We start from the raw sequence: 21,067 nt of genomic DNA on the forward strand, positions 1-21,067 counted from the left end.
TGGTGAGCGGCCGGGTTGATCCGTCACCAAGTCAGCGGCTAGTTGCCTGGCTTGCAGCCGGCGGCATGGGCCGATCGGCCAGTGCTGACCGGAGTGTCCCTTGGCGAAGTTTCTTCACACGATGATCCGGGTGACGGACCCGGATGCGACCATCGCGTTCTTCAACCTCGTGGGTCTGGAAGAAGTGCGCCGGTTCGATAGCGAGCAGGGACGCTTCACCCTGATCTTCCTTGCGGCGCCGGGGCAGGAGGGGGTGGCCGAGGTCGAATTGACCTACAACTGGCCGCCCGCCGATGGCAGCGCGACCGAGCAATACGACGGGGGGCGCAACTTCGGGCACCTCGCCTACCAGGTCGACAATATCTACGACACGTGCGCCCAGCTGGCTGAGGCAGGCCACATTATCCACCGCCCGCCGCGCGATGGACACATGGCGTTCGTCAAGTCGCCGGACGGTATCTCGGTCGAGTTGCTGCAGGACGGTCGCCTGCCTCCGCAAGAGCCGTGGGCCTCGATGGAGAATACGGGCACTTGGTGATGCTGACCTGATCGACTTAAGCACACGCGGCGCGGCACAAAGAACGATACCCCGAGGGGCGAGTAAGCAGCGTTGCAACCCCGCCAAGTTGTTGAACAGCCTTCACGAATAGCGCGTTGCGCCCGGGTGTGCCGCTTGGTAGGCGGCGATCTCGGGCAAGAGGGGGTCGCAATTGCCGGGAGAAGGCTTCACGCCTGCGCAATGGCTTGTGCTGGTCGAGCATGAGCTGTTGCTTTTCGCCGGATTGTTCTTCCTGCTCGGCGCGCTCGATGAACTGGCGGTCGATCTGATCTGGGTGTGGCTGCGGATCACCGGGCGTGGAAAATCAGAGCGGCAGGTGGCGGACCAGGAACACCTGCCGCTATCGGGGCGGGCGGCGGTTTTCATTCCGGCTTGGCGCGAGGAAGCAGTCATCGAAGCGACCGTGCGGCATGCCCTTGACGCATGGCCCCAGGCAGACATGCGGCTCTATGTCGGCTGCTATCCCAACGACCTCGCTACTGCTCACGCCGCGCATGCGGGAGCCGATGGCGATGCCCGCCTCCGGGTGGTGATCATGTCCCACCCGGGTCCGACGACCAAGGCGGATTGCCTCAACGGCCTATATGGAGCGTTGCGAGATGAGGAGCGATCGTCTGGCGTGCCGTTCCACATGGTCGTGCTGCACGATGCCGAAGACATGGTCGATCCCGCTGCGCTGAGCCTGCTGGATCGGCACATCGGGGCTGCCGACCTGGTGCAGCTGCCGGTCCTGCCTCATCCGATGCCGCAGTCGCGCTGGATTGCATCCCATTACTGCGAGGAATTCGCCGAACAGCACGGCAAGGGCATGGTCGTGCGCGATGCCTTAGGCGCGGGTCTGCCAACCGCAGGCGTGGGATGCGCCATTGCCCGCCACGCTTTGGCGACCCTCGACAGCAGGAGTGCGGGCGAAGGGCCGTTCGCGGCGGAATGCCTGACCGAGGATTACGAACTGGGCTTGGGCGTTTCTGCGCTGGGCGGGAATGCCCGGTTCGTTCGCTGCCGGACGGCAAGCGGGCGCCTGGTCGCCACGCGCGCCTGTTTCCCGGCCAAGCTGGAAGCAGCTGTCCGCCAGAAGACCCGCTGGGTCCACGGCATCGCCTTTCAATCGTGGTACCGGCTCGGCTGGAGCCGCAATCCGGCCGATTTGTGGATGCGGCTGCGCGATCGGCGCGGTCCGCTCACCGCGCTGGTGCTATTGATCGCGTATCTGCTGCTGTTTCTTGTGTCAGCGGGATGGATCGCGCAGCTCGCCGGGTTTGCCCCAGAAGCCGATTTGTCGCCCGCGCTGCTCGTCCTGTTGGCTATCAATTTGGCGAGCTTTGCGTGGCGGGCGGCGTGGCGATTTGCCTTCACCGCCAAGGAATACGGCGCGGCGGAAGGTCTGCGGGCGATCCTGCGCATTCCTGTGACCAACGTCATCTCGATCATGGCGGGGCGGCGCGCGTTCGTCGCCTACGTCGCCTCGTTGGGAGGACGCAATCCGCGCTGGGACAAGACCGAGCACATAGTTCACCCGGCGCTCGCCGCCCCGCACCGGGAAGCAGCGTGAAACCACACGCCACCGCGCGCCGCCGCGGTGAGCCGCTGGCGGCGCTTGTCCTGCTTGTCGCAGGATGGATGGGTGTGCGCGCCGCGCTGTGGGAAACGCCTTTCTCATTTGTGCGGGAAACGCCCGCGCAAGATGCCGATGAGGCCGCGCGGCTCATCAACTCTACTTCGCACGCAACACCGCGGGAATCGGGCCCAGCGACTGCGTTGCTTACTCGGGAGAGGAGCGCCGGCCGGGACCGGAAGTTCGTGTTCGCCCTGGCCCCCGTCGCGCCCTATCATGCCGGGATTGCGGCGCCTCCGTTGCCACGGCACCTCTACATCACCCCGGGGGCTGCACAAACGACGGCGAAAGCGCCCGATCGGGATACGCCGGTTCCGGCTATCGTCGCCTTGCCACCTCCCTTCATGCGCCCGCCAGCGACACGCTTGCACCTGGCAGCGTGGTCTTCGTGGCGGCAGGGAAGCGGACTGCCCATACTGGCGACTGGGGCGCGGCCGGCGGGCTATGGCGGCACGCAGATGGGCTTTGTGGGACAGTTCGACCTGATGACAGAACCGCGTCGCCCGGCGGTGCACGTGCGGGCGACTTACGCGCCCGATCGACCCCGCCAGCGCGAGGCGGCGGTGGGGATCGGCGTGCGTCCGCTGGCTGACGTGCCTATCCGTGTGCTCGCAGAGGTGCGGGCAACGGACAGCCAAGGATCGACCCAAATCCGGCCCGCTGCCTTTGCCGTCACCGAACTTGCGGCGACGCCTTTGCCGCTAGGTCTTTCCGCCGAAGGCTACGCCCAGGGCGGGTGGGTCGGCGGTCGTTTCGCCACGGCCTTCGCCGATGGCCAGCTTCGCGTGATGCGCCCGATAGCCCGGGGCGGCGGGGTTCGGGCAAGCATAGGTGTGGGTGCTTGGGGCGGCGCACAAAAGTTTGCCGAGCGCCTGGATGTCGGGCCAAGCGCCACCATCGACCTTGCGCCGGTGCGGCTCTCGCTGGACTATCGCGTGAGGGTCGCCGGCAATGCCACGCCCGGCAATGGCGCCGCTTTGACGCTTTCGACGGGTTTCTAGGCACCGGCACCTTCAATCGCGCGGCGCTAGGGCGTAGGGCCCCTTGTATGGACGTCTACCTCCCGATCGCGAACCTGTCGGTGAACGGACTGGTGATCGTCCTGCTGGGCGCGCTGACCGGTGTCCTGTCCGGCCTGTTCGGAGTGGGGGGTGGGTTCCTGACGACCCCGCTGCTGATCTTTTACGGCGTCCCGCCGACGGTGGCCGCTGCCTCTGCCTCGACACAGGTGACCGGAGCGAGCGTATCGGGCGTGCTGGCCCACAACCGCCGCGGCGGGGTCGATTACCGGATGGGCACGGTGACGATCGTGGGCGGGATGATCGGCAGCGGCATCGGCGCGCTGCTGTTCCGCTTCTTCCAGTCGATCGGTCAGATCGATACGGTGATCTCGATCCTTTACGTGGTGATGCTCGGGTCGATTGGCACCCTGATGGCGCGCGAAGCGTGGACTTCGCTGCGGGCGGACAAGCGGAGTGCACGTCCGCGGGCCGCCAAGCGGCGCCACCACCCGCTGGTGGCGGCCTTGCCCGGCCGGTGGCGGTTCTATCGCTCGGGCCTGTACATCTCTCCGCTCGCGCCGCTGATCCTGGGGGTGGGCGTAGGCATTCTGACAATGCTGATGGGCGTCGGCGGCGGGTTCATCATGGTGCCCGCGATGCTCTACATCCTCGGCATGAGCGCCGGGGTGGTGGTCGGCACCAGCCTGTTCAACATCCTGTTCGTGACCATGGTCACCACGATGATGCACGCGTTGACCACCAAGGCGGTCGATATCGTGCTGGCCGCGCTGCTGCTGCTGGGGTCGGTGTCCGGGGCGCAGATCGGCAGCCAGTTGGCCCAGAAAGCCAAGCCCGAGACCCTGCGCCTGATCCTGGCGGCTTTGGTGCTGCTGATAGCGCTGCGCATGTTGTGGGGGCTGGGCGTGCGGCCTGACGAAATCTACACGGTGGCCCCGCTGTGAGGCGGCTTTTCTTGCTCCTGCTCGCGTTGTTCGCGCTCACCGGTGCGCGGGACCCTATCCTGGTGCCCGAAGTCAGCCAGCACGAGGTGCTGGTGCGCCAGGGCTTTACCGGCACCGAGCTGCTGTTGTTCGGCGCGATCCTCGACCCGGCGGGAACGCGGGCGGCGCGGGATTACGATGTTGTGGTGGTGCTCAAGGGGCCGACAGAACCGATCCGCCTGCGCGAGAAGTCGAAGGTGGGCGGCGTCTGGCTCAACGCCGCGAGCACCGATTTTCGTTCCGCCCCTTCGTACTTCGCCGTCGCCGCTTCGCGCCCGGTCAAGGATATCGTCGATGAACGGACCGCCGCGATCTACGAATTCGGCACCGACTTCATCCAGTTATCGCCCATCGGGGAGATCGACCCGCAGGAACAGGCGCGTTTCAGTGCCGGACTGGTCGATCTCATGCGCCGGCAGGGTCTGTATGCCGAGGCGATGACGGGGGTGAAGATCAGCGGCCAGGTGCTCTATCAGGCGCGCTTCCAGTTACCGTCGAGCGTGCAGACGGGCACGTACACGGCCGAGACGTTTGCCGTTACCAGAGGCCGGGTGGTCGCTTCCGCCATTGCTGAAGTGGAGGTTCGCAAGGTCGGTTTCGAACGCTTCGTCGAGTTGTTCGCCCAGCAGCAGTCGTTGCTGTACGGCTTGCTCGCCGTAAGCCTGTCGGTGGCCATGGGCTGGATCGCGGGACGCCTGTTTGCGCTGATCTGATCAGGGAGCGTTCTCCACAGCGTTGACCCGATCTTAACCGCATTCAGGTCATGGCCGCCCTTCAAGATTGTCGAGGGGCAGGTCCGCACATGGACGACATGGGTAAGCAGACGTTTCATGGTTCCGCCGGCAGTGCGGCGGCACTGGCTACGGAGGACGGCGCAGCGGATGCGTCGATCGACAATGCGATGCAGCCAATCGGCGTCGTGCTGGAGATCGCCGGATCGGGGTCGCAAATCGCACTCGATCTACAGCGGCTCAACGAATGCATGACCGACGGGGATCCATCCATCGCGCTGGCGGGCCAGGTCGGCAGCCAGGTGAAGATCCGCGTCGGCAATTCGTGGCTGCTCGCCAGCGTGCGCAACCAGAAGCAGGACCGGCGAGCCGGCGGCGGGATTGTCGCCAACATCGATTTCCTGGGCGAAGGTAACGAAGAGAAACTGACCGGCCGGATCCACGGCTTCCGCCGCGGTGTCACCCGTTACCCTGTTCCCGGGGCGCTGATCTACCCAGCGACCACCGCGGACCTGCGTCAGATCTACGCCAGCGACGGCCGTTCGAATATCCAGATCGGCACGGTCTATCCCACCAAGGACATCCGCGCCGGCGTCTATATCGACGCGATGCTCGGCAAGCACTTCGCTCTGCTTGGTTCCACCGGCACGGGCAAGTCGACCAGCGCGGCGCTCATCCTGCACCGGATCTGCGATGCGGCGCCAGACGGGCACATCCTGATGATCGACCCGCACGGCGAGTATTCGGCGGCGTTCCGCAACACCGGCCTGATCCTCGACGTGTCCAACCTGCAGATGCCGTACTGGCTGATGAATTTCGAAGAGCACTGCGAAGTCTTGCTGAGCAGCAGCGGCAACGATCTGCAGACCGATCAGGACGTCCTTGCCAAGTGCCTGCTGCGCGCGCGCGGCAAGAACCGCTTGGCCGAAACGATGGGCAAGATCACCGTCGATTCGCCGATCCCGTATCTGTTGTCGGACCTCACCAACGAGATCCAGAACGAGATGGGCAAGCTCGACAAGGCGACCAACACCGCGCCGTACATGCGGATCAAGACCAAGCTCGACGAGCTCAAGGCCGATCCGCGGTACCAGTTCATGTTCTCCGGCATGCTGGTCGGAGACACGATGGCGGACTTTCTCGCCAAGATCTTCCGCATGCCCAGCGCCGGCAAACCGATCGCGATCATCGACGTGTCGGGCGTGCCGTCCGACATCACCAGCACCGTGGTCGCCGTGCTCAGCCGGTTGGTGTTCGACTTCGCCATCTGGGGCCGCGAGGAGCGTACCCGGCCGATCCTATTGGTGTGCGAGGAGGCGCACCGGTACGTGCCGAACGAGAAGAATGCCGATGGCTCTTCGGTCGGCAAGATTCTCAGCCGCATCGCCAAGGAAGGCCGCAAGTACGGCATCAGCCTGGGCCTGATTACCCAGCGCCCGTCCGACCTTGCCGAGGGCGTGCTGTCGCAATGCGGCACCATCATTTCGATGCGCCTCAACAACGAACGGGATCAGGCATTCGTGAAAGCCGCGATGCCCGAAGGCGCGCGCGGATTTCTCGATTCCATCCCGGCGCTGCGCAACCGCGAGTGCATCATCTGCGGCGAGGGCGTCGCCATTCCCATGCGGGTCAGCTTCGACAATCTTGAGGAACAGAAGCGCCCGGCTTCCGAAGATCCCAGCTTCGTCGACCTGTGGCGTCAGTCGGGCGGGGAGGAAGAGCGGGTTCACCGCATCGTCCAACGCTGGCGCAGCCAGGGGAAGTGATCACAGCTCCGGCTTGAACCGGCCGGCCGTGTCGGCGGTGGTGAGGCATTCCTCGGCCGCGCGCTCCGGGCTGATGGCGCGGCCCTGGGTGCGCCAGCCAGGACGGCGGTAGAACCAGATCGCGATCAGCATCGACACCGCCGAGCCGAACGGGAAGCACAGCCACAACGCGTCCTGCCCAAGCCACGGTTCAAGGCCATAGTAGAAGCCCAGCCTGGCCGGGAACATGGCAACGCCAAGCGCGATCAGCGGCACCCACACCACGCCTGCTGCACGCATGGTGCCGAATAGGACGATGGTGACCCCAAACAGGATGAAGCTCCAGCTCGCGAGATACTGGATGTGCCTGGCAAGCGGCACCGCGGGGCTGTCCGGTCCCAGGAACAGGACGAGCGCCGGCCGGTCGAACAACAGCAGCAGCGCGGCCATCGATCCGGTCATCGCCAGGTTCACCAGAATGCCGGCGCGGCTGATCTGATCGATCCGTTCCGGCAGCCGCGCGCCAATTGCCTGCGCCGCCATAGCGCTCACCCCCGCGCCGATCGCCATCGCCGGCATCTGGAGATAGGTCCACAGCTGAAGCGACGCACCGTAAGCAGCGGCGGAGATGATGCCGTAGCGGTTGACGAGCCCGATAATGACAATCCCGGCGGACGAGATCAGCAGCATCTGTGCGCCCATCGGCAGACCCTTGCCGACGATATAGCCGAGTTCCTCGCGGCGCGGGATCAGATAGCGGATCTCCGTCCCCCGCAGCCGCAGCGGCAGGTCCTTGGCATAGACGTAACCCACCAGCGCGGCGAGCGAGGCGTAGCCGGCAAAAGCGGTCGATGCCGCCGAACCGGCGATACCCATCTGCGGGAAAGGCCCGATGCCGGAGATCAGCAGCGGGTTGAGGATGACATCGAGCGCGACGGACAGGCCCATGAACAGGAACGGGGTGCGCGAATCGCCTGCTCCGCGCAGACCCATCGCGATCATCACCGTCAGCATCCCGCCGGGGATCGAGATGAAGATGATCCGCAGGTAATCGAGCGCCAGTGCATAGCTTTCGCCGGGCGTGCCGAGCAGCGTCAGCAGCGGTGGCGCAAACACCCACCCGGCGGTCGCCACGATCACCGCCAGCACCAGGCACAGCCCGACCGCGCTGCCGAACGTGCGGCGGGCCACATCGACCTCTCCCGCGCCGAACGCCTGGCCCATCTTGACGGTCGCCGCCATGCCGAACCCGAACACGGCGGAGAAGACGAGGAACATGACGATGTTGGCATTGGCGGTCGCCGCCAGCGCGGCTTCGCCGATCAGCCGGCCGACCCAGATCGAATTGACCGTGCCGTTGAGCGATTGCAGCAGGTTCGATCCCAGCGTCGGCAGGCTGAACAGCACCAGCGTCCGCAGCACCGGCCCGGCGGTGAGATCGCGCATGCCCGGGCGGAGGGCGGGCACGGCGGCCGCATCGCTCATGTGCCGCGCGTGTCGCCGTACAGGTGGATGTGCAGGCGGTCGGACGTGTGGAAGCCGTGGCTGTCAGCCAACGGCATGAGCCATTCCTGCCGGGCGCGCAGGGTTGCGCTGTCGGTGCCCTCGGGCATCAGGAAAATCTTGTCGGGAGCGATGGCATAGGCACGTTGCAGGAACAGAACCTCGTCCACATCGGCGGGTTCCGCGATGACGAACTTGAAGAACGCGCGGGGATCGCCGGCCCATTGGCGCATCCGCGGCGGCAGCAGGGCAAGAGTGGCCGGATTGCCGCTATGCGACAGTTTGGGGCTGACGTTGTACTGACTGACAAGAGGATCGAAGCGCGCGTGCGGCTCGACCGTGCCGTTGGTTTCGACCTCGATCGTGTGTTCGGGGAGCAGCGCGGCGAGCTGCGCTAAAGCCGCCCCTTGCAGCAATGGTTCGCCGCCGGTCACGACCAGCCGGCGCGGCTGAAAGGCGGCGATGATCCGCGCGGCTTCCGCCACATCGAGCACCACTTGGTTGGCCTTGCGAGCGTATGTCACCCCGCCGCGATGGGGCCGCTCGTCCCCCTCGAAGCGCCAGGTATAGCCGGTGTCGCACCACACGCAGGCAAGATTGCAGCGCGACAGGCGGATGAACGTGCACGGGACACCGATCGATGGGCCTTCGCCCTGGAGCGAGGCGAAGATCTCCGGCCCGCCGGTGTCGTCGGTGGCGAGGACAAGGTTCACCGCTCAGCCCCGCGCGGCTGATGCTGAACCGTGGACCGGCTGGACCACTGTCCCGGATTTAACGGCCAGACCTGCGAAAAGCCGGCGTGGCCCGGTCGATTGAAGGCGCGAAAGAAGCACATCGCTCGCCCATGACACAGTCGCCGAGGGTAGGAAATTGCGATGGACGGGGCGCATTGTCGTGCGCACCGGGCTGCCTCAAAGCGCACCGGGATTCTCAGGAATAAACCGTCACTTCGATGCGCATCCCATCGGGATCGCGGAAGAACGTCGCGATCTCGCTGCCAATATATTGCTTCTCAGGCACCTCAAACCCTGCCGATGTCATTCCTGCCCGGACGCGGTCGAGATCGCCCTCAGTGAGCGCGGTGAACCCGAGATGGTTGAGGCCCGGGCCGCGCCGTTCGTAGTCCCGCGTGTCCGGCTCTGCCTGCTTGAGGTCGAGATAGATGCCGTCCGCGTTGCCCCACACGTGCGCCCGGCTCCTGGTGAAACCGATCAGACTCAGCAAAGTCTCGTACCAGGGAAGGCTCGCTTCGAGCGAGCGAACCATCACGACCATGTGATCAAGCTTCACCGCGGTCAGCCCAACCGCTCGAGCGCCGCCTTGAGGCGATCGGCTTCGGTGCTGTGATGCGCGTGATCGGCGCGGGCCTTTTCCACCGCTTCGGGCTTGGCGCGTTCAACGAAGCTCGCATTGCCGAGCCGGCCGGCCAGGGAAGCTGCTTCTTTCTCAGAAGCCGCCAGCGCCTTGGTCAGGCGGGCCTTCTCGGCCTCGACGTCAATCAGCCCTTCGAGCGGGATGACCAATGCATCGCTGCCCGCGCTGACCTGGATCGCCGGGCCTTCGGGCGCCGGAGTGACGTTCACCGCCGACAGCCGGGCGACCCGTTCGATGGCGGACGCGTTACCCGACAGCACCCGGCTAGCGGTGTCGGACGGGGTCGCCAGCCACGCTTCCAGCTTGGCACCGGGCGCGAGGCCGAGTTCGTTCTTGGCGGTGCGAAGCGAACGGGTGAGGTCGATCAGCCATTCGACCTCGGCGGTCGCGACCGCATCGATCGCAGCCTCCGGCCGCGGCCATTGCGCCACGATCAGTTCGTACGGCCGCGATCCTTGCGCATGCCACAACTCCTCGGTGATGAACGGCATGAAGGGATGGAGCATGACCAGGATCTGGTCGAGCGCCCAGCCGGCGACCGCCTTCGTCTCTTCGTCAATCTGACCCTTGATGAGTTCCAGATACCAATCGCAGAAGGTGTCCCACGCGAAGCGGTAGATCGCGCCCGCTGCCACGTCGAAGCGCAGCTCGGCCATGGCCTTGTCGAGTTCGGCCACGGTGTCGGCCACTTCGCCGATGATCCACTTGTTGACCGCTGCGGTCGCTTGCGGCGGGGCCACGGACACGCTCGCGCCGATGCCGTTCGCCTGACAGAAGCGGGTGGCATTCCACAGCTTGGTCGCGAAGTTGCGATAGCCTTCAACCCGGCTTTCATCCATCTTCACGTCGCGGCCCTGGCTCTCCATCGCACACATGAAGAAGCGCAGCGCATCGGCGCCATAGCGGTCGATCAGGCCAAGCGGATCGACCACGTTGCCCTTCGACTTCGACATCTTGGCGCCATCAGCAGCGCGCACGAGACCGTGGAGATACAGCCGTTTCCACGGCACATCGTCCATGAAGTGCATCCCCTGCATCGCCATCCGCGCGTCCCAGAAGAACAGGATGTCGAAGCCAGAGATCAGCAGGTCGTTGGGGTAGTGGCGCTGGACCAGGTCGCTCTGTTCGGGCCAGCCGAGCGTGGCGAACGGCCACAGCGCGGACGAGAACCAGGTGTCGAGCACGTCGTTGTCGCGGCTAAGTGTGACGCGCTTCTGACTGAACGATCCATCGCCGATGGCCACTTCAACATCGCTGCCGTAGTATGCTTGGGCCAGTCTGATCGCCTCATCTTCGGACTGCGCAACAAACGGCTGTTTGTCCAAAACGGCACGTGTTTGGCTTGACGCCGCGAAGGCCTCAGCATTTTCCGCTAAGCGGACATACAGCCCGTCATCTGCTTTCTTTGGTCCATACCACGCCGGGATCCGGTGTCCCCACCACAATTGGCGGCTGACGCACCACGGCTGGATGTTCTCCATCCAGTTGAAGAAGGTCTTCTCCCAGGTCTTGGGGACGATCTCGATCCGGCCGTCGCGCACCGCCTGCATCGGCGCCTGCGCCAGCTTCTCGGCATCGACGTACCACTGGTCGGTCAGCCACGGTTCGATGACCACCCCGCCGCGGTCACCGAAGGGGGTGGCGATGGTGCGCGGCTCGGCGTCGTGTTCCGCCCCGTCCTTGTCGACGTGGGGGATGAGGAAGCCCAGTTCCTTCATCCGGGTCACCACCAACGATCGGGCAACGAAGCGGTCGAGACCGATGAATTCGTCCGGCACTAACCCGTCGGCGGTCTGCACCACCGCGGCCTTCGCATCGAGCATGTTGAGCATGTCACCCGCCGCGAAGCCGGCGCGCTTGCCGACCTCGAAGTCGTTGAAATCGTGGCCCGGGGTGATCTTCACCACGCCCGAACCAAGCTCTGGATCGGCATGTTCGTCGGCAATGACCTTGAACCGGCGGCCGGTGATCGGCTGGACGATCTCCTTGCCGATCACGCTGGCATACCGCGCGTCATCGGGGTGCACGGCGACGGCCATGTCCGCCAGCAGCGTTTCGGGCCGGGTGGTCGCCACCAGAAGGTGATTTGCCCCGGCATCGGTGGTGACCCCGTCCGCCAGCGGATAGCGGAAGTGCCAGAAGCCGCCCTTGATCTCGTGCGTCTCGACCTCGAGGTCGCTGATCGCAGTGCCCAGCGCCGGGTCCCAGTTCACCAGTCGCTTGTCGCGGTAGATCAGGCCTTGGTTGTAAAGGTCCACGAACACCTTCACCACGGCGCGGGTGAAGTGAGGGTCCATAGTGAATTGCTCGCGCGACCAGTCCATCGAACAGCCCAGCCGGCGCAGCTGGCCCGTGATGGTGCCGCCGCTTTCCGCCTTCCACTCCCACACCTTGTCAACGAACTGTTCGCGCGAATAGTTCGTGCGCTTGTCCTGGGTGAGCGCCATCTGCCGCTCGACCACCATCTGTGTGGCGATGCCCGCGTGGTCGGTCCCGACCACCCACAGCGCGTCCTTGCCGCGCATCCGTTCGTACCGCACGACCACGTCCTGGAGCGTATTGTCGAGCGCATGGCCGATGTGCAGCGAACCGGTCACGTTTGGCGGCGGGTTGACGATGGTGAACGGCTGGGCGTCCGGCCGTTCGGGCCGGAACAGGCCCTTGGTTTCCCAATGCTGGTACCACCGCGCCTCGATGGCGGCGGGATCGAAAGTCTTGGCTAGTTCGCTGGTCATGGCGCGCGGGGACATGCCAGCGCGTCCCGCCCCGCGCAACGGGTTCAAGCATGCGCTTGTGGCAACGTGCTTTTCACCGCATACGCGCAAGCGATGAGCGACGGGGCGGCATTCACGATCGACGAGGCGAATGGAGGCCGGCGGCTGGCGCTGTCGGGCAACTACCTCGTATCGACGATTGGCCGGATCGACACCGATCTTCGCGCAGTCGACGAACCGCTTCAGGAGATCGACCTGTCCGCGGTGCGCGAGATCGACACGGTCGGCGCGTGGATCGCGCTCAGCCTCTCGCGCAAGACGGGGGGCGAGATCGTCGGCGCGAGTGATCGTGCGACCCGGTTGATCGAGGCGCTGAGCGCAACTGACGACAGCGGCCCGCTGGAACCTGAACGCCTGCCGGTGTTCACCCGCGTCGCGTCCGCCACCGGTGCCAGGGTCGCCGCCGCCCAGCGCGGCACGGTGGGCGCGGTGGCGTTCGTGGGCCAGTTCATCGCCGCCGTGGGCATGCTGATCCGCCACCCGCGGCGTTTCCGGACCAAGGCGTTCGTGCGTCAGATGGAGCTGGTGGGGGTCGACGCGCTCGGCATCATCGGCCTGATGAGTTTCCTGATTGGCATCGTCATCGCGCAGCAGGGCGCGGTGCAGTTGCAGCAGTTCGGCGCCGAGACGCTGACCGTCAACCTGGTCGGCCGGATCACCATGCGCGAACTGGGCGTGCTTATGACCGCGATCATGGTCGCGGGCCGTTCCGGCAGCGCGTTCGCCGCCCAGCTTGGCACGATGAAACTGACCGAGGAGGTCGACGCCATGCGCACGATCGGCATCTCGCCGATGGAGGCGCTGGTGGTTCCCCGCGTGCTCGCGGTCACTGTGATGATGGTGCTGCTGGGATTCTACGCCAGTTGCGTGGCGATCGTCGGCGGCGCGGTGGTGGGAGAGCTGTCGCTCGGCATCCCGTTCGGATCGTTCCTGGCCCGGATCAAGGATGTGGTTCCGACCTATGACCTCTATGTCGGCCTGGTGAAGGCGCCAGTGTTCGGGCTGATCGTCGGGATGACCGGCTGCTATCAGGGGCTCAAGGTCGAAGGCAATTCGGAGCAGGTCGGCCTGAAGACCACCAACGCGGTGGTGTTCGCGATCTTCACCGTGATCGTGCTCGACGCATTCTTCGCGGTGTTCTTCACCAACGTGGGCTGGGCGTGATGACAGACGACGAGCCCGACGAACCCCAGACCGACGGCGCCGCCCTTGGCGACCCCGACGTCAACCGCCCGCTGGAGCGGTTCCGGGGTCAGTATCCGATCGTGGTCGAAGGGCTGACCAACTCGTTCGGCGAGCAGGTCATTCATGAAAACCTGTCGTTGAAGGTGCGGCGCGGCGAAATCCTGGGCGTCGTCGGCGGGTCGGGCACCGGCAAATCGGTGCTGATGCGTTCGATCATCGGGCTGCAAACGCCGGATTCCGGCAATATCGAGGTGTTCGGTCGCTCGATCACCGATGGCGACCCGGAAGACGTGATCGGCGTGCGCAACCGCTGGGGCGTGCTGTTCCAAGGTGGGGCGCTGTTCTCCACCTTGACGGTGGGCGAGAACGTCGAGGTGCCGCTGAAACAGTTCTATCCCGACATCGCGCTCGACCTGATGCACGAGATCGCTCGTTACAAGGTGACGCTGTCCGGCCTGCCGCCTGAGGCTGCGACCAAGTTCCCGAGCGAGCTGTCGGGCGGCATGCGCAAGCGCGCCGGGCTGGCGCGCGCGCTGGCGCTCGATCCCGAATTGCTGTTCCTCGACGAGCCGACCGCGGGCCTGGACCCGATCGGCGCGGCGGCGTTCGACCGCCTCACGCGCGAGTTGCAGGATACGCTGGGGCTGACGGTGTTCCTGATAACTCACGACCTCGATACCCTGCACGAGATTTGCGACCGAGTGGCGGTGATCGCGGACAAGCGGGTGATCGCGGTCGACACCGTACCCAACCTGATGAAGCTCGATCACCCGTGGATCCAGGAATATTTCAACGGTCCGCGCGGCCGGGCGGCGCTGACGGCGCAGGCACTGGACGAACTGCGGCGGCACATGGACCAGCCGATCGCGGCGCACGCGGTCAAAGCGTTGGACAATATCAACGGTAAGCAGGCATAGGCGAAGGCGAATGGAAACCAGGGCCAATAATGTCTGGGTGGGGGCAGTCACCCTCGCGCTGCTGGCGGCGCTGGCGCTGTTCTTCGTCTGGCTGGCTGGCCTGAACAAGGGCGAGCAGAACGAATACGACATCTTTTTCAAGCAGTCGGTCGCCGGTCTTGCCAAGGGTTCGCAGGTGTCGTTCGCGGGCGTGCCGTCCGGACAGGTCGACACGATCGAGCTGTGGCCCACCGACCCCGGCTTTGTCCGTGTGCGGATCAAGGTGGATGAACAGACCCCGATCCTGGTCGGCACCACCGCCACCATCCAAGGGTCGTTCACCGGCGTTTCGACGATCCTGCTCGACGGCGCGCGCCGTGGGGCGCCGGCGATAACCTGCACCGGCACTGGTCTGGGGAAGACCGCTTGCCCCGAAGGCGTGCCGGTCATCCCGACCAAACCGGGTGGCCTTGGCGAACTGCTCGCCAACGCGCCGTTGCTGCTGGAGCGGCTGGCGACGCTGACGGAGCGGCTGACGATGCTGCTGTCCGATCGCAATCAGGCCTCGATCGCGGGCATCCTCGACAACACCAACCAGATGACCGCCGACCTCTCGCAGGCTACGCCGCAAGTCCAGCGTACGCTGGCCGAGCTGCAGGTGACCTTGCGCGAAGCAAGCGGCGCCTTGAACCAGTTCGAGACGGTGCTGGGATCGACTGACCGGCTGCTCAATCAGGAAGGGCAGAGCCTTGCCGCGCAGATGCGCGAGACGTTGAAGTCGGCCGGCGCGGCGGCGGATGCATTGACTGCCACTGCCAACGATGCGCGCCCTGCTACCCGGCAATTGTCCGAAAGCACGCTGCCTGCGGCCGAGGCCACCTTGCGCGACCTGCGTGAGACCAGCCGCGCTCTGCGGGCGGTGACCGAGAAGATCGAAACCCAGGGTGCGGGCGGGCTGATCGGTGGGCAGAAGCTGCCCGATTACGATCCGAAGTAAGGTTGGCCGGCGCGCACCGGCCCAGAGAGGGACGCCATGAGCAAGATCAAGATCGCGGCCGCCGTGGGTGCCACCGCTCTATTGGCCGGCTGCATCAGCTTTGGCGCCGAGCCACCCGAAAGCTTGCTGAACCTCACGGCCGCCCGGACAGTGGCCGCGGGTACCACCATCAACGGTGATATGACTCAGGCGATCGCGGTGGTCGAACCGGAGGCGCCCGCCAAGCTGGCGGTTACGCGCGTGCCCGTCCAGATCGACGATACCAACGTGGCTTACGTCAAGGATGCGGTGTGGGTCGACCGGCCCACCCGCCTGTTCCGCCGGCTGCTGGGGGAAACCATCCGCGCGCGGTCCGGCCGGCTGGTGATCGACAATGATGATGCCGCGCTGACGCCCACAAACCAGCTGCGCGGCAGCCTGATCGACTTCGGTTACGACGCGCGCACCGCCAGCGTGGTGGTGACGTTCGACGCGGTGCGCGACGTGAACGGCACCCAAGTGATGACCCGCCGCTTTTCGTCCACTGTGCCGGGCATCGCGGCCGAGGCTGCGCCGATCGGCGCCGCGCTGAACCAGGCGGCGAACGACGTGGCGGGCCAGGTCGCCGACTGGGTCGGCTGACCGCGCGCAGCCCCGGCTGGGTCAGCGACGCGCCATGCCGCTCCACTTTGGCGGGGCGAAGCGCAGGATGGTGAAGCCGACCAGCGCCGACAGCAGCGAGCCGCCCAGTACGCCGATCTTCATTTCGGACTGCAGCAACGGATCGGCAAATGCGAGGCCGCCGATGAAGAAGCTCATCGTGAACCCGATTCCGCACAAGATCGATACGCCGTAAATCTGCAGCCAGGTCGAACCACTCGGCCGCGAAGCCAGTCCGAGCGCGATCGTCAGGGCGACACCGGCGAAGACGCCGATCTGCTTGCCCAGGAACAGCCCTGCGGCGATCGCGACGGGCAGCGGTGCGAACACTTCGCTCCACTCCATTCCGCCCAGGGGCACGCCCGCGTTCGCAAAGCCGAAGATCGGCACTACCGCGAAGGCGACCCACGGCTGGATGCCGTGTTCGAGCCGGTGGAGCGGTGATGTCTGGCTGTCAGGCCGTCCAGGCGTGCGCGTGACGGGGATGGTGAAGGCGGCGAGTACCCCCGCCAGGGTCGCGTGGACCCCTGACAAGAGCACCGCGAGCCACAGCACCGCAGCCAGCGCAAGGTAGATGGACAGGCGCTGCACTCCGGCTTTGTTCAGTCCGAACATCACCAGCAGGATCACCGCCGAGGCGCCGAGGGCGAGCAGGTTGAGGTCGGCCGTATATGCAAGAGCGATGATCGCGACGGCGCCCATGTCATCGACGATCGCCACGGTGGTGAGGAACAGCTTGAGCGATGTCGGCGCGCGGCGGCCGAGGAGGGCGAGCACGCCGATGGCAAAGGCGATGTCGGTCGCGGCGGGGATTGCCCAGCCACGGGCCAGGCCTGGCGTTCCGCCAACCACAAGCAGGTAGACTAGCGCCGGGATCGCCATGCCCGCCGCGGCGGCAATAAATGGCAACATGCGATCCGCCCATGTCGCCAGCCGTCCGTCGACGAACTCGCGCTTGATCTCCAGGCCCACGAGCAGAAAGAACAGGGCCATCAGCCCGTCGTTGATCCAGTGATGCACCGATAGCGGCCCGAGGTACGAATGGAGCACCTCGAAATATGGATCGGCGAGCGGGCTGTTGGCGACCACCATCGCCAGCGCGGCGGCGGCCATCAACAACAAGCCGCCGGTCGCCTCGCTCTTGAGGAAAGAGCGGAGGACTGAGTTGGCTCCGGTGCGCGCTACGGTTGGCTTCACATGCGTGCTCATGGGTGCGCCGCCGCGCGCGCGAATTGCACTGCGTGGTGGAAATCGTCCGCGCGCCGCTGCCGGCGTTCCTCCGCCAGCGCATCGCTGCCCCACAGTTCCACTTGCCAGGTCTCCTCCAGTTCGGCCGCGGCCCACAGGGCGGCGGGATCGGCATCGGGTTCGAGCGCCGAAAGGGCGACGGTCAGCGATGCCGAAAGCGAGGCCAGCACTTCCAGCGCGGCCAGGGTGAATGGGTCGAGCGACTCCAGCCGCTGCTGCAGACGGGCGAGGGTCGCAGCCGGTTGCCGGCGGTGGACGATGCCGCTGACCCGTTCCAGCGTCACCCCTTCGCGCGCTTCTAACGCGGCGATCACCGGCTCCCATTCCGCCCACTGCCGCCGGTGCAGCGGCTCGTCAGGATCGGCGCGGTAGCAGAGGGTGTCGGTTTCAGCGTAACGCAGGATCTTGGCGACCACCTGGGCCGGATCGAGCGTGACCACATCCACGGCATAGTCCGCCAGATCGCGCGCCCGGAACGCTGCGGGATCGATCTCCTCGCCCTGTGCGCGCCATTCATCGGCCAGCAGTTCGGCCAGCGCGCGGGAGGGGACCACCTGAGCGGCGCCGCCCTGGGTGCGCACACGGCGCCCGTCGAGCGTGACTTGCCAGCCACCGCTTTCCGGCTCGACCGACACGCCTTTCCAGAAACGCTTCATTTCGGCGTGCGCCACCTGCGAGCGAGAACCTGGGGCAAGACAAAGAGGTCGATCAGGCCGGCAATAATGATCGCGTATCCGACCACGCGGCCTTGGTCCCGCTCAAAGCCCCAAATTCCCTGCGTGATCAGGATGCCGAGGATCACCAGCGCTACGCCGGCAAGCCGCGCCGCCTGCAACGCCGCCCAGCGGTTGCGGGCTCGCGTGTCGCTTGCCGCGGAACGGTCTACCGGTCCGTGGTTCTCAGGCGGGCGGCTGGCGATCGAGCAATCCTTCGAGTTCGTCCATCGTGTGCGCCACCGCGTCCGCCCCTGCGGCGACGAGTTCGCTCACTGTGTGATAGCCCCATGCAACGCCGATCGCCCGCACGCCAGCGGCGCAGGCCATCGCCATGTCGAAGCTCGTATCACCAATCATCACCGCCTGCGCCGGTTCCGCGCCTGCCTCGGCGAGAGCGGCTTCGAGCATCGCGGGATCGGGCTTGGATGCATGGCGGTCGGCAGTCTGCAGCGAACAGAACAGGTGGTCGATCCCATGGCTGGCGAGGCACGCGGCGAGACCCCTGTCGGACTTGCCGGTCGCGACCGCGAGCTGCCAGCCCGATGCGTGCAGGCGGGCCAGCAGGGCGGCCATATCCGGGTAAAGCGGCTCCTCCAGCGATCCGCTGTCACGCGCGGCGCGGAAGGCGGCCTTGTAAGCGTCCACCGCCGCGGCCTGCCGGTCAGGCTCGGCTTCAGGGGCAAGCACGCGCACCGCTTGCGGCAGGCTGAGGCCGACGATCCGCCGCACATCGCCGCGGTCGGGTGCCGGCAGCCCGGCCTGCGCGAACGCGGCGTCCATCGCGTCGCACACCGCCGCCTGGCCATCGACCAGCGTTCCGTCGCAGTCGAACACGGCCAGCTTCATGGCGCCAGCCGCCGGACCAGCTCGGCCAGCGCAGGCGATCCGGCGGCATCCAGTCCGGCAGCGATCGCGGCGCGGTCTTCGGCCGGCTTGTTCTGCGACAGCTTGATCGTCGGCCGCCAGGCGCGCACCTCCAGCTCGAACCCAACGATGCCGCCCAGCAGCTGGCGCCACATGGCGGGCGGAGTTTCGTCAGCGCGCCACGGATCCCCGCCTAGCTGTGCTTCATGCCGCTGGATCAGACCGTGCAGCAGAGCCTCTAGCCCGTCGCTGTCCATCCGCCGCACGCGGCCTTCCAGCTCCAGCGCGACATAGTTCCAGGTCGGCACGGTCGCCCGGTCGGAATACCAGCGCGGCGAGATGTAGCCGTCCGGGCCGTTGACCGTGATCAGCGCGGTGGCGCCGTCCAGCCAGCGGGTGAGGGCGTTGCCGCGAGCGAGGTGGAACTGCACCGCGCCGTTTCCGGTCGAGAGAACGGGCGTGTGCGCCACCCGGGGGCCGTCGGGCGTGGTCTGGAACACCATCCCGAAGCCCACCTCCTCGATCAGCGTTTCAAGCAGCGCGCGATCGTCGCTGCGGAACAGCTGGTTGGGGTGCATCAGCGCTTGCCCCTGCCGGGTGATTTCGGCCCGGGCTTCGCTCCACTCTTGTTCGGGCCCGTCTTCTTCGGCGGCGCCTTGGGCATATCCTTGCGCCCGCGGCGGGTCGGCTTGGACTTGCGCAGTTGCTTGGCATGCTGGCGCGCTGCCTGCTTCTTGTCTTCGCGCGACGGCGGCGGCGGGCCTTCGGTGGGGGACGCATCGCTCAAGGATTCATCAAAGCCCAGCTGGATCATGCTGGCGGCGAAGTGCTCGGGCAGCGGTGCGGTGACGTCCAGCTTGCCGCCACCCCCGGACTTACCGACCGGGTGATCGATGATCAGGCGGCGCGCGTGAAGGTGCATCTTGCGGCTGACGCTGCCGGTCAGGAACGCCTCCTGCCCGCCATACTTGCCGTCGCCTACGATCGGGTGGCCAATCGCCGCCATGTGCGCGCGCAGCTGGTGCGTGCGGCCGGTGAGCGGTTCCAGCTCCACCCATGCCGCGGCGTTGCCGGCGCGTTCGACGACGCGATAGCGGGTCTTGGCCGGCTGACCGTTCTCCTCGTCGACGTGCATCTTTTCGCCGCCGGTGCCGGGCTGCTTGGCGAGCGGCGCCTCGATCATGCCGTGCGCCACGTCGGGCACGCCGGTGACCAACGCCCAGTAGACTTTCTTGGCCGAGCGGCCGGAGAACCGCTTGGAAAAGAACGCCGCGCTGCCGGGAGTTCGGGCGATCAGCAGGACGCCGGAGGTGTCCTTGTCCAGCCGGTGAACCAGCCGGGGGCGCGGCTCCTCGCCGGTGACGAAGGCGTCGAGCAGGCCATCGACATGGCTGTGCGTCTTGGTGCCGCCTTGCGTCGCAAGACCGGGCGGCTTGTTGAGCACGATGGCGGCTGGCGTCTTTTCCAGCACCATCGCTTCGGCTTCCGCGATTTGCGCGTCGGTCAGTTCGCGTTTCGCCGGAGCGGCTTTGCGATTGGGCAAGTCGCCGCCGGGCGGGACCCGCAGCACCTGGCCAGCGGCGAGGCGATCTTCGGGCTTGGCGCGCTTGCCGTCGACCCGGATCTGCCCGGTGCGCGCCCACCGGCTGACGGTGGCGAATCCGACTTGCGGCAGGTGGCGCTTGAACCAGCGGTCGAGGCGAATGTCGTCATCGTCCGGCGCGACGGTGAACTGGCGCACATCGCTCGATGGCAGGGGATCGCTCATGCCGCGAGCCGCATGACGATAAGCCCGATATACAGCCCGGTCAGTCCCGCCAGCACCGACACCGCGGCGTACGCCAGCGCAGCACCGCTCTGCCCCCGCTCGATGAGCAGCATCAGTTCAAGGCTGAAGCTTGAGAAGGTGGTGAACCCGCCGAGCAGGCCCACGCCCACCAGCAGGCGCCACTGCTCGCCGCCCGTGCCATGGCGCGCTAGCCAGCCCGCGAGCAGGCCCATCGCCAGGCTGCCGGTGACGTTGACCACCAGCGTCGCCCATGGAAATGCCATCATCGCGGAGGGGCCGAACACCTGGGTGAGGCCACGCCCCACCTGATAGCGCAGCAGGGCGCCCGCTCCGCCACCGGCGAAGACCATGGCACTTGCGGTCAAGGGAGAAGGGGCGTTCACGCCGGGCGCCTTAGCGGGTGCCTCGCGCGATGCAAAGGCATGCGCGG

The 21,067-nt window shown here is 66.3% G+C and carries 21 protein-coding genes; 10 read left to right on the forward strand and 11 right to left on the reverse strand.

Annotated elements, in window-relative coordinates; genetic code table 11:
* Positions 1 to 100 precede the first annotated feature (100 nt).
* The 6 genes from C0V74_RS11290 (at position 101) to C0V74_RS11315 (ending at position 6,673) form a co-directional block, all read left to right on the forward strand.
* Positions 101 to 538 carry a VOC family protein gene (locus tag C0V74_RS11290; protein ID WP_143251826.1) on the forward strand — a complete coding sequence of 146 codons (438 nt, stop codon included), beginning with the start codon at positions 101 to 103 and terminating at the stop codon, positions 536 to 538.
* Between the two features lie 208 nt (positions 539 to 746).
* Complete coding sequence (locus tag C0V74_RS11295) at positions 747 to 2,111, forward strand: glycosyl transferase family protein (protein WP_246844860.1); 1,365 nt, start codon at positions 747 to 749, stop codon at positions 2,109 to 2,111.
* 68 nt (positions 2,112 to 2,179) lie between these two features.
* On the forward strand, positions 2,180 to 3,175 hold the full coding sequence (locus tag C0V74_RS11300; RefSeq protein WP_143251828.1) for a hypothetical protein: 996 nt from the start codon (positions 2,180 to 2,182) through the stop codon (positions 3,173 to 3,175).
* A 47-nt stretch (positions 3,176 to 3,222) separates the two neighbouring features.
* Positions 3,223 to 4,137: a sulfite exporter TauE/SafE family protein gene (locus C0V74_RS11305; RefSeq protein ID WP_143251829.1), complete on the forward strand. Its 915-nt coding sequence runs from the start codon at positions 3,223 to 3,225 to the stop codon at positions 4,135 to 4,137.
* A complete protein-coding gene (locus tag C0V74_RS11310) occupies positions 4,134 to 4,889 on the forward strand; it encodes a TIGR02186 family protein (protein ID WP_131624738.1) in 756 nt (251 codons plus the stop codon). The genes C0V74_RS11305 and C0V74_RS11310 overlap by 4 nt, the downstream gene beginning before the upstream one ends.
* 89 nt (positions 4,890 to 4,978) lie before the next feature.
* Positions 4,979 to 6,673 (forward strand): ATP-binding protein, encoded by a 1,695-nt coding sequence (locus C0V74_RS11315; protein ID WP_246844864.1) that lies wholly within the window; start codon positions 4,979 to 4,981, stop codon positions 6,671 to 6,673.
* Here C0V74_RS11315 and C0V74_RS11320 read toward each other — a convergent pair whose 3' ends face one another.
* The 4 genes from C0V74_RS11320 to C0V74_RS11335 form a co-directional block, all read right to left on the reverse strand.
* Complete coding sequence (locus C0V74_RS11320) at positions 6,674 to 8,137, reverse strand: MATE family efflux transporter (RefSeq protein ID WP_143251830.1); 1,464 nt, start codon at positions 8,135 to 8,137, stop codon at positions 6,674 to 6,676.
* Entirely contained in the window at positions 8,134 to 8,868 is a 735-nt protein-coding gene (locus C0V74_RS11325) for a 7-carboxy-7-deazaguanine synthase QueE (protein WP_143251831.1), read from the reverse strand. The genes C0V74_RS11320 and C0V74_RS11325 overlap by 4 nt, the downstream gene beginning before the upstream one ends.
* 217 nt (positions 8,869 to 9,085) lie before the next feature.
* Complete coding sequence (locus C0V74_RS11330) at positions 9,086 to 9,445, reverse strand: VOC family protein (RefSeq protein WP_143251832.1); 360 nt, start codon at positions 9,443 to 9,445, stop codon at positions 9,086 to 9,088.
* 5 nt (positions 9,446 to 9,450) lie between these two features.
* Positions 9,451 to 12,264, reverse strand: a complete 2,814-nt coding sequence (locus C0V74_RS11335) for a valine--tRNA ligase (protein WP_246844866.1) — start codon at positions 12,262 to 12,264, stop codon at positions 9,451 to 9,453.
* Positions 12,265 to 12,357: 93 nt separating this feature from the next.
* Between C0V74_RS11335 and C0V74_RS11340 the strand changes: the two genes are divergently transcribed.
* From C0V74_RS11340 to C0V74_RS11355, 4 genes are read left to right on the forward strand one after another with little or no spacing between them, the layout of a single operon-like run.
* Entirely contained in the window at positions 12,358 to 13,467 is a 1,110-nt protein-coding gene (locus C0V74_RS11340; RefSeq protein ID WP_143251834.1) for an ABC transporter permease, read from the forward strand.
* A complete protein-coding gene (locus C0V74_RS11345) occupies positions 13,467 to 14,405 on the forward strand; it encodes an ABC transporter ATP-binding protein (protein WP_143251835.1) in 939 nt (312 codons plus the stop codon). Before C0V74_RS11340 ends, C0V74_RS11345 begins: the two co-directional genes overlap by 1 nt.
* Before the next feature lie 10 nt (positions 14,406 to 14,415).
* On the forward strand, positions 14,416 to 15,381 hold the full coding sequence (locus C0V74_RS11350; protein ID WP_131624743.1) for an MlaD family protein: 966 nt from the start codon (positions 14,416 to 14,418) through the stop codon (positions 15,379 to 15,381).
* Between the two features lie 36 nt (positions 15,382 to 15,417).
* Positions 15,418 to 16,002: an ABC-type transport auxiliary lipoprotein family protein gene (locus C0V74_RS11355; RefSeq protein WP_143251836.1), complete on the forward strand. Its 585-nt coding sequence runs from the start codon at positions 15,418 to 15,420 to the stop codon at positions 16,000 to 16,002.
* A gap of 21 nt (positions 16,003 to 16,023) precedes the next feature.
* On the opposite strand, the gene nhaA is transcribed toward C0V74_RS11355, so the two are convergent.
* The 7 genes from nhaA to crcB all read right to left on the reverse strand — a co-directional run bounded on the left by nhaA (position 16,024) and on the right by crcB (position 21,020).
* On the reverse strand, positions 16,024 to 17,229 hold the full coding sequence (gene nhaA, locus C0V74_RS11360) for a Na+/H+ antiporter NhaA (RefSeq protein WP_143251837.1): 1,206 nt from the start codon (positions 17,227 to 17,229) through the stop codon (positions 16,024 to 16,026).
* Positions 17,226 to 17,924 (reverse strand): ATP12 family protein, encoded by a 699-nt coding sequence (locus tag C0V74_RS11365; RefSeq protein ID WP_143251838.1) that lies wholly within the window; start codon positions 17,922 to 17,924, stop codon positions 17,226 to 17,228. The genes nhaA and C0V74_RS11365 overlap by 4 nt, the downstream gene beginning before the upstream one ends.
* On the reverse strand, positions 17,921 to 18,070 hold the full coding sequence (locus tag C0V74_RS11370; protein ID WP_246844868.1) for a hypothetical protein: 150 nt from the start codon (positions 18,068 to 18,070) through the stop codon (positions 17,921 to 17,923). The genes C0V74_RS11365 and C0V74_RS11370 overlap by 4 nt, the downstream gene beginning before the upstream one ends.
* A gap of 97 nt (positions 18,071 to 18,167) precedes the next feature.
* Positions 18,168 to 18,830: an HAD-IA family hydrolase gene (locus C0V74_RS11375; RefSeq protein WP_143251839.1), complete on the reverse strand. Its 663-nt coding sequence runs from the start codon at positions 18,828 to 18,830 to the stop codon at positions 18,168 to 18,170.
* Positions 18,827 to 19,426, reverse strand: coding sequence for an FMN-binding negative transcriptional regulator (locus C0V74_RS11380; RefSeq protein WP_143251840.1), 600 nt, complete (start codon positions 19,424 to 19,426; stop codon positions 18,827 to 18,829). The genes C0V74_RS11375 and C0V74_RS11380 overlap by 4 nt, the downstream gene beginning before the upstream one ends.
* Positions 19,426 to 20,616, reverse strand: a complete 1,191-nt coding sequence (locus C0V74_RS11385) for an RluA family pseudouridine synthase (protein WP_143251841.1) — start codon at positions 20,614 to 20,616, stop codon at positions 19,426 to 19,428. Before C0V74_RS11385 ends, C0V74_RS11380 begins: the two co-directional genes overlap by 1 nt.
* A complete protein-coding gene (gene crcB / locus C0V74_RS11390; RefSeq protein ID WP_143251842.1) occupies positions 20,613 to 21,020 on the reverse strand; it encodes a fluoride efflux transporter CrcB in 408 nt (135 codons plus the stop codon). Before crcB ends, C0V74_RS11385 begins: the two co-directional genes overlap by 4 nt.
* Positions 21,021 to 21,067 lie beyond the last annotated feature (47 nt).

The organism is Altererythrobacter sp. TH136 (assembly GCF_007065885.1).
GTDB lineage: Bacteria > Pseudomonadota > Alphaproteobacteria > Sphingomonadales > Sphingomonadaceae > Tsuneonella.

Excerpts from the sequence above, each read along its gene's own strand:
- C0V74_RS11300 (WP_143251828.1), top strand. The coding sequence starts at position 2,180 with ATGGGTGTGCGCGCCGCGCTGTGGGAAACGCCTTTCTCATTTGTGCGG.
- C0V74_RS11305 (WP_143251829.1), top strand. The coding sequence starts at position 3,223 with ATGGACGTCTACCTCCCGATCGCGAACCTGTCGGTGAACGGACTGGTG.
- C0V74_RS11315 (WP_246844864.1), top strand. The coding sequence starts at position 4,979 with ATGGACGACATGGGTAAGCAGACGTTTCATGGTTCCGCCGGCAGTGCG.
- C0V74_RS11320 (WP_143251830.1), bottom strand. The coding sequence starts at position 8,137 with ATGAGCGATGCGGCCGCCGTGCCCGCCCTCCGCCCGGGCATGCGCGAT.
- C0V74_RS11335 (WP_246844866.1), bottom strand. The coding sequence starts at position 12,264 with ATGACCAGCGAACTAGCCAAGACTTTCGATCCCGCCGCCATCGAGGCG.
- C0V74_RS11340 (WP_143251834.1), top strand. The coding sequence starts at position 12,358 with ATGAGCGACGGGGCGGCATTCACGATCGACGAGGCGAATGGAGGCCGG.
- C0V74_RS11345 (WP_143251835.1), top strand. The coding sequence starts at position 13,467 with ATGACAGACGACGAGCCCGACGAACCCCAGACCGACGGCGCCGCCCTT.
- C0V74_RS11350 (WP_131624743.1), top strand. The coding sequence starts at position 14,416 with ATGGAAACCAGGGCCAATAATGTCTGGGTGGGGGCAGTCACCCTCGCG.
- C0V74_RS11355 (WP_143251836.1), top strand. The coding sequence starts at position 15,418 with ATGAGCAAGATCAAGATCGCGGCCGCCGTGGGTGCCACCGCTCTATTG.
- nhaA (WP_143251837.1), bottom strand. The coding sequence starts at position 17,229 with ATGAGCACGCATGTGAAGCCAACCGTAGCGCGCACCGGAGCCAACTCA.
- C0V74_RS11365 (WP_143251838.1), bottom strand. The coding sequence starts at position 17,924 with ATGAAGCGTTTCTGGAAAGGCGTGTCGGTCGAGCCGGAAAGCGGTGGC.
- C0V74_RS11375 (WP_143251839.1), bottom strand. The coding sequence starts at position 18,830 with ATGAAGCTGGCCGTGTTCGACTGCGACGGAACGCTGGTCGATGGCCAG.
- C0V74_RS11380 (WP_143251840.1), bottom strand. The coding sequence starts at position 19,426 with ATGCACCCCAACCAGCTGTTCCGCAGCGACGATCGCGCGCTGCTTGAA.
- C0V74_RS11385 (WP_143251841.1), bottom strand. The coding sequence starts at position 20,616 with ATGAGCGATCCCCTGCCATCGAGCGATGTGCGCCAGTTCACCGTCGCG.